The organism is Filifactor sp., assembly GCF_057248345.1.
Genome location: NZ_DBHIIC010000058.1, coordinates 1 through 7,262, shown reverse-complemented (window position 1 = coordinate 7,262; position 7,262 = coordinate 1). Strand labels below are relative to the sequence as shown.

Annotated in this window: 5 protein-coding genes and 4 tRNA genes; 1 reads left to right on the top strand and 8 read right to left on the bottom strand. The window is 32.0% G+C overall.

What is annotated here, in order from left to right; translation table 11 throughout:
• Positions 1 to 121: 121 nt before the first annotated feature.
• Positions 122 to 1,486, bottom strand: a complete 1,365-nt coding sequence (locus ACO5GE_RS07555) for an MATE family efflux transporter (RefSeq protein WP_484830305.1) — start codon at positions 1,484 to 1,486, stop codon at positions 122 to 124.
• 397 nt (positions 1,487 to 1,883) lie between these two features.
• Here ACO5GE_RS07555 and rpmB point away from each other — a divergent pair, with 397 nt between their 5' ends.
• The gene (gene rpmB, locus ACO5GE_RS07550; RefSeq protein WP_014262278.1) at positions 1,884 to 2,072 is read left to right on the top strand and encodes a 50S ribosomal protein L28; all 189 of its coding nucleotides are present in this window, start codon (positions 1,884 to 1,886) and stop codon (positions 2,070 to 2,072) included.
• Between the two features lie 192 nt (positions 2,073 to 2,264).
• Here rpmB and ACO5GE_RS07545 read toward each other — a convergent pair whose 3' ends face one another.
• From ACO5GE_RS07545 to ACO5GE_RS07515, 7 genes are all read right to left on the bottom strand, one after another.
• A complete protein-coding gene (locus ACO5GE_RS07545) occupies positions 2,265 to 3,629 on the bottom strand; it encodes an HD domain-containing protein (RefSeq protein WP_484830304.1) in 1,365 nt (454 codons plus the stop codon).
• Positions 3,610 to 5,478: an excinuclease ABC subunit UvrC gene (gene uvrC, locus ACO5GE_RS07540; protein ID WP_484830303.1), complete on the bottom strand. Its 1,869-nt coding sequence runs from the start codon at positions 5,476 to 5,478 to the stop codon at positions 3,610 to 3,612. Before uvrC ends, ACO5GE_RS07545 begins: the two co-directional genes overlap by 20 nt.
• 19 nt (positions 5,479 to 5,497) lie before the next feature.
• Entirely contained in the window at positions 5,498 to 6,289 is a 792-nt protein-coding gene (locus ACO5GE_RS07535; protein WP_484830302.1) for a hypothetical protein, read from the bottom strand.
• Positions 6,290 to 6,741: 452 nt separating this feature from the next.
• A tRNA-Arg gene (locus tag ACO5GE_RS07530) sits at positions 6,742 to 6,818 on the bottom strand.
• Between the two features lie 12 nt (positions 6,819 to 6,830).
• A tRNA-Gly gene (locus ACO5GE_RS07525) sits at positions 6,831 to 6,904 on the bottom strand.
• Between the two features lie 66 nt (positions 6,905 to 6,970).
• Positions 6,971 to 7,055 (bottom strand) — tRNA-Tyr (locus tag ACO5GE_RS07520).
• Positions 7,056 to 7,059: 4 nt separating this feature from the next.
• Positions 7,060 to 7,135, bottom strand: a tRNA-Val gene (locus ACO5GE_RS07515).
• Positions 7,136 to 7,262 lie beyond the last annotated feature (127 nt).

The window sequence follows — 7,262 nt, the reverse complement described above, 5'->3', positions numbered from 1 at the left end:
AAGTATCTCTCTTTTTTTATTTATTTCTGTAACATATGTCTTATCACATTACATTTACAAAAATATATAACTTTATTTTTTTCTCAACCACATAGCATTTTTTCAAAATTTATACTATTTTTTATTGTTGAAGAGAGAAAGACTCTCCTTTATAAGACTTATAGTACCAATATGCCAAAAGTGCAACCAGACCTTTGATAACACTACTCATCGAAATTACCCACCAAATTCCTTCTACTCCCAAATATTGTGGTTGAGATAACATATATGCAAACGGAATACGAAGTCCTGTGAATACAATCCCTATTGTAGAAGGAATTGCTGTCTTTCCGATTCCGTTAAACAATCCTGCAGTAGTAATCTCTAAACACATCAATACTTGAGACAAGCTCAATATTTTTAAGTATACTGTTCCTGCAGCTAGTGTTTCAGTATCTCCTACAAAAAAGATACTGAACAATTCTTCTCCGAAAAAGAAGAATAAGAAAAATGCAAAGAATCCTATCATGGCAGAAAAACAAACAGTTGTACGATAACCTTTCATAATTCGATCTCTTTTGTTGGCAGAATAATTTTGTCCTACAAAAGCTGTCAATGCTGCTGAAAATCCGCTTGCAGATTCCCACGAAATCGCCTCTAATTGTGTTCCTACTTTCTGTGCTGCAATTTGACTGTTTCCAAATACAGCTACCAATCTACCAATCATAATGGAAATGATAGTAAATGCTGTTTCTTGTATTCCATAAGGAAGTCCAATCAACACAATCTCTTTGATTTTTGAAAAGCTGATCCCGTTTCTAAAAGTCGGTTTTAAAAAACTTTGTTTACTTTTTTTCATTTCAATTACATATAAGACAGACATAATAATCTGTGCAATTGATGTTGACAATGCTGCACCGAATACACCTAATCCAACTCCGAAAATCAATGTGAAGTTAAGTAAAATGTTTAAAATAAGTCCAATTAAATTGATATAAAATGGTAACCTACTATTGCCTGCTCCTTGAAAAATTGCAGCTAGTACAGGATTTAAAAAGAAAAATGGCATCACATAAGCAATAACTCTCAAATATTGTTGTGATAAGAATACTACTTTCGTATCTTGATATCGAAAAAAAGACACAATAGATTGATTGTATAGTAGGATAATGATTCCTAATATAAAGCCTAATAATAAGGTGATAATAATTCCACTCTCAACATACGATTTTGCTACTTCAAATTCTTTTTTTCCTACGGAATGAGATAATTTTACTTGAGATCCGATTCGACTCACTGCTGATGTAGACATTGCAAGCCAAATAAAAAATCCACCTGTTCCGGCTGCAGCTACTTCACGACTTCCCAATCTACTCACACACCACATATCTACAAAATTGTGCAACATCATCAAAAGAGATGTCCCTAAAATCGGCATTGTTAATTTAATTAAAGTATCCGTAATCGGTCCTATCGTCAAATCTTGATAACTCTTCTTTTGCTTCATTTAAAAGTCCTTTCTGTTGTTATCTCACATTATGATTCCTTTTTTGATATATTTAAAGTAGTTTTTGTTGTACGAATAGCTTATTTCTAACAATAATTTCCTTCCATATCATGCACAACTATATTATAATAGGAAAATATCCTACTTTATTTAACCCTATTTTTTGAACATCATTATATCATCAAACTATACAATATCATAGAGAATATAGTGCTGATTTTTACAAAATATCACTTCATTCTTAAACCATTCTTTTCGAGTCAATAGCTTTTGACCGGCACTTTTTTCAATTGTAAAAATATTTTTCGTTCATCTTGCATTTTTAAACCTCTTATGATAGAATAATATTTGCTATTGTGAAAGTATTGATGTATCAAGGACAAGGAGGTGTCTTAACATGGCAAGAGTATGTGATGTATGCGGCAAAGGAAAAATGTCCGGAAATGCTGTGAGCCACTCTAACCGTCACAACAAAAGAACTTGGGCTCCAAATTTGAGAACTGTTCATGCTGTTGTAAACGGAACACCAAAAACTATTAAAGTTTGTACACGTTGTTTGCGTTCTGGAAAAATCGAACGTGCTTAGTATGCAAAAGAATAATTGTTTATGAAAAGCAAAAGCTTCGAACCGAGCACGGATTCAAAGCTTTCTTTTTTTGTAAACATAAGTCACAAATATGTAAAGACCACTATATTATTGAACAGTCAATATATAGTGGTCTCATATTTTTAAAAATTATAAATAAAAAATGATAATCTATTGAATAATCACCAATATCTAGAGTTTGATTTGTTCCCCGGATTTTTCTTCCAATGCTTCTTGTAAATCAAAGCCATATATATCTGAAAATAACGGAAAATTGATATATTCCAGTCTTTGTTGATAAAATTTTTTCACATCAATTCCTTTCAAAATAAAAGAAACTTCTGTGATATCTTTCAGCTCTCCGTCATTTTGCAATACCCAGATATTATCTTTCTCTCTGTTATAAATTCCTATCACAACAATATTTTCTAGGTAGAAATACTCGTTTTTGAAATCAGAAATACTCTCTTTACCATGTTCTTCTAAAATCGTATTTATTGTATCTGTTAAATAATGATTGCTTCCTATCGATTTTTTTATTTTATTCTTATAAAATTTGCGGCGATGTAAAAAAGAATAACATAACTTTTTCAAAATCATATCATCTTCATGTTCCCATCTCACGATATGATACATCAGTATAGTATCATCCATTCCCAAATACTCTTTCAAAGAAATTTCTTCCCCAAGTAGAAGTTTTGCCATACTGGCGTCACAAAAAGAAAGTCTCTTTTCTCGAAACAACTCTGCTCCTCTTTGGAATATCTTTTTAATAATAGACTCCATTTGTCTCTTCAAAGAATGTTGATATACTTCTCGATGCATATAAAATCTTGCTAAAATATACTCTTCTATCGATGAAATATATTTTTCATTCACACAAATTATATATTTTCCCTCTCGTTCTACCACCTCAAACGAACGAATTAGTCTCTCTAAATCATAGTTTCCATTCGTTACACTTGTAAAATAGGAATCTCTCAACAAATAGTCCATTCGATCTGCATCCATTTGGGAACTTACTAACTGTGAGATTAAAGTGAAAATAGGATTTCTTTCTTCTCTCAATCCTTTTTTTGAAATAATCTTAATCAATCGTTCCAAAAACTGTTCTGAAAATTCTTCTACAATCACTTTATGCAACTCTGTATCTCTGTCTTTCAAAATCTCAATCGTCCATCTTTCATGTGCACCACGATTAAAAGTTCGCTCAAAGGTATGTGAAAAACTTGCATGCCCAATATCGTGAAGCAATGCACTACACAATGCCAAGTCTTTTTCTTCGGCTGTAACAACCGCTCCTAATTCATCTAATTTTTTTACAAAATGTGATAAAATTTTGGTCATTACATAATAAGTTCCGATACTATGTGAAAATCTGGTATGTGTAGCTGTCGGGAACACGACATATTCACAACTCAATTGCTTGATACGATTCAATCTCTGAAACTCTACTGTATTTATAATTCTAAAAAAACGTTCAGGGAACATAATATCAGAATGTACCACATCTCTTAGAATGTACACTTGCTTTCTGTTACTTTCTTTCTGATTCAAACATTCTCAACTCCTTTCGAATTGGATTCTTTTGATCAAAATAATCAACTATGTTTTTAGCAGTTCTTTTATCAATTCCTTTAATCGCTGATAACTCATCTTCTGTTTTTTCTTTAATATTTTTCACAGATTTAAATTCTTTTAATAAGATCATTTTTTTCTTAGTACCAACTCCGGGAATATCATCTAATTCCGAACGAGATAAATGTTTTTCTCTAAGAGAACGATGGTATTCGATTGCAAAACGATGCACTTCTTCCTGTATTGCATAAATCAGTTTATAAACTTCCGACTTTTTATCAATTTCCAACAACTCTTCATCAGAACAAATACCTTTCGTCCTATGTTTATCATCTTTATAAAGTCCAAACACCGGAATATCTAATCCGATGTCTTCCAGTAAATTTCTAATGACTGTAACTTGTCCCTTACCACCATCCATCAAAAATAAATCCGGTAGATTAGGATGTTGTACTCTTCGTTCTATCACTTCTTTCAAGGAACTGTAATCATCAGGTCCTTCTACTGATTTGATTCGATATTTACGATATTCTTTAGGTGCTTTTTTCCCATCTATAAATACCACTTGACCTCCAACAGAATCAACACCCGAAATATTTGAAATATCAAATGCTTCTATCCTATGAGGAAATGTATCCAACTTCATAATTTCTTGTAGTTCTTCCAAAACTTGTTGCTTCTTTCGTTTTTGTAAGTCTACGATATTATTTTCCTTAATGTAATTTTGTTCCGCATTTTTACGAACAAGATCTAACAACTTCCTTTTTTCTCCACGAATCGGAATTATAAATTCCGTTTTCTTTCCTTTTTTTTCAGATAAATGTTTTGCAAGCAATTCCATATCATCAAATGCTTCTTCCACAAAAATTTGTTCAGGTATAAAATTAGTATTTAAATAAAATTGTTTGATAAAAGAAGACACAACTTCTTCTGTGCTTTGTTCTATTTTCTTGAAATAAAAATGGTCTGAACCAAGCATTTTCCCATCACGAATATAAAAAATTTGAATCATTACATTTCTATCTTCGCTATGGTATGAGATGTAATCTTGATGTTTATCATTGTCTGCTGACACCAATTTCTGAGATTCGAATAGAGATGATACTCCTTGCAGTTTATCGCGAAATTTTGCTGCGTCCTCAAAACGCATCTCTATGGATGCCTGTTTCATTTTATTGCTTAAAACAGATACAATATCATCACTTTTTCCTTGTAAAAATAATAAAATCTCTTCTATCATTGCACGATATTCTTTTTTATCCGCTTTACCTGTACAAGGACCTATGCAACGATGAATATAATAATTCAAACAAGGTCGCTCTCCTCGCTCAATTGACTTTCTAATTTCTCTCCTACAAGTACGAATTGGATATAACTCCTGCAAAGTATCCAATATCTCATTTAATGCAAATACATTTGTGTATGGACCGAAATATTTACTTCCATCCTTAATTACTTTTCTTGTTTTAATAACTCTTGGAAACTCCTCCTGTACTGTAACCTTAACGTAAGGGTAGGTTTTATCATCTCGTAACAAGATATTGTATGGAGGATCATATTCTTTGATTAAATTGTTCTCCAAAATCAATGCTTCCATTTCGCTATCTGTAACAATATAATCAAAATAAGAAACATTACTGACCATAGCACTTACTTTCAAATCAGTGTGTCCAGATTTTTTAAAATATTGTGAAACCCTGTTTTTTAACGATATCGCTTTTCCAACATAAATAACTTTATCAGCATCATTTTTCATCAAGTAAACACCTGGAGAAGACGGTAGTGTCATAATTAGATTTTTAATTTGTTCCTTCAATCGTACATTCACCTTAACCTTACCCCATACACTATCTAACAGAAGATGGTATCGGATCTAAAAATATTCCTTTTTTTAAATAGATTTCTTCATCTAAACCGGAGACATCAGAAATTGTCGCTTCGATTTTATACTGTTTACCTAAAATAACGTATGGTATTTCTTTCTTATTCGACATCGTAATCTCCAACATGCAGTCCTCTGCTTTCATATACACGACCTTGCTTTTTATTCGTACAATCGGCCCATAAACTTGCACTCGTTTCCCCTTTGGAAATTGATTTTCCGCTCCATTTCCAACATGCTCTACATTTACACGTAAATGAGTTATAAATTGATCTACAACGTACTTCGGTGTATCTTCCCCATTCAACTTATAATAATGAGACGAATTAACCAAAAAAATTAGTAGTAAAAAAAACAGTAATATGATTAGAAAAACTTTAATGTATATCGTTTTAACTTTAGAACAATTTAATCTTTCAAATTTTTTTTGAATTGCTTCATCAAATTTATCATTAAAATTTTTTAACTTCTGTCTGAAAAGACATAAAAATTCTTTATGCATAGTTTCAAATGACTCGTTTTTAGATGAAAACTCAACTTCCTGATCATTTTGTAAAACTTCATCATGAGAAGTTCCACCATCAGATTTCTCATAGCCGTTTGAAGTTTCATCTATAGTCTCATCTTGTTCTAATGCATCATTCGATTCTTTATTACTATTTAAATCAATATCCCCTGCTGTATTATCATTAATTTCATATAACTTTTCATTCACATCTGATTTTGATTCTGTCATATCGTGTTTTTCCTCAGTCATTCTATTCTCCTAACTCCTAAACTTAAATGATAATTACACAACTTTTATGATTGTATCTATAGTTATATCATAAACATGTTCAATTTACAATCAATACAGTATTACAAACCTGTTACCATAATCTGAAAAAACTCTCTATCTATTCAACTTTCGTAAATATATTATATCTACGAAATCATAGAAAACCTATTGTTATAAATCTTTACTACCAATTCTCTTTTTACATATACACTCCATGAGTAATAATAATTAGATTAGAATACAAAGTTTTTATTAAATTGAAAAGAGAGACTGAAGAATACTAAAAAATAGTAAAAGTATTATTTTATTATAATAAGATAGTAAATAGATTATTTCTCCACAATATAACCTATGATATTTAAAAAATACAAAAAAATAAGAACCTCGTATTATTCATAAATACAAGGTTCTGTATAAAACTAAAGTATGTATGGTGCACCTAAAGGGACTCGAACCCCTAACACATGGCTTCGAAGGCCACTGCTCTATCCAATTGAGCTATAGATGCCTACAAAAAAAATGGAGCGGGTGAAGGGGATCGAACCCTCGCAACCGGCTTGGAAGGCCGGGGCTCTACCACTGAGCTACACCCGCATGGTATTTATTTTCAAGAGCAATACTATTATATCACTATTTCAAATATTGTCAAGAGTTTTTTTTTGGTGGAGGAGAGTGGATTCGAACCACTGAAAGCGTAGCTAACAGATTTACAGTCTGCCCCCTTTGGCCACTCGGGAACTCCTCCATAATGGTGGGACCAATAGGGCTCGAACCTATGACCCCCTGCTTGTAAGGCAGGTGCTCTCCCAGCTGAGCTATGATCCCATTTGAACTAAAAACATATTGAGTTAAAAACAATTTTAGAATAACTCTAAAAAGAGCTATTCTAAAATTTCAAATTGGCTACGACTTACTTTCCCGGGGGTCTGCACCCCAAGTATCATCAGCGATG

What these genes read in the sequence shown, in the direction of transcription:
- ACO5GE_RS07555 (WP_484830305.1), bottom strand. Translation starts at nt 1,486, where the DNA reads ATGAAGCAAAAGAAGAGTTATCAAGATTTGACGATAGGACCGATTACG.
- rpmB (WP_014262278.1), top strand. Translation starts at nt 1,884, where the DNA reads ATGGCAAGAGTATGTGATGTATGCGGCAAAGGAAAAATGTCCGGAAAT.
- ACO5GE_RS07535 (WP_484830302.1), bottom strand. Translation starts at nt 6,289, where the DNA reads ATGACTGAGGAAAAACACGATATGACAGAATCAAAATCAGATGTGAAT.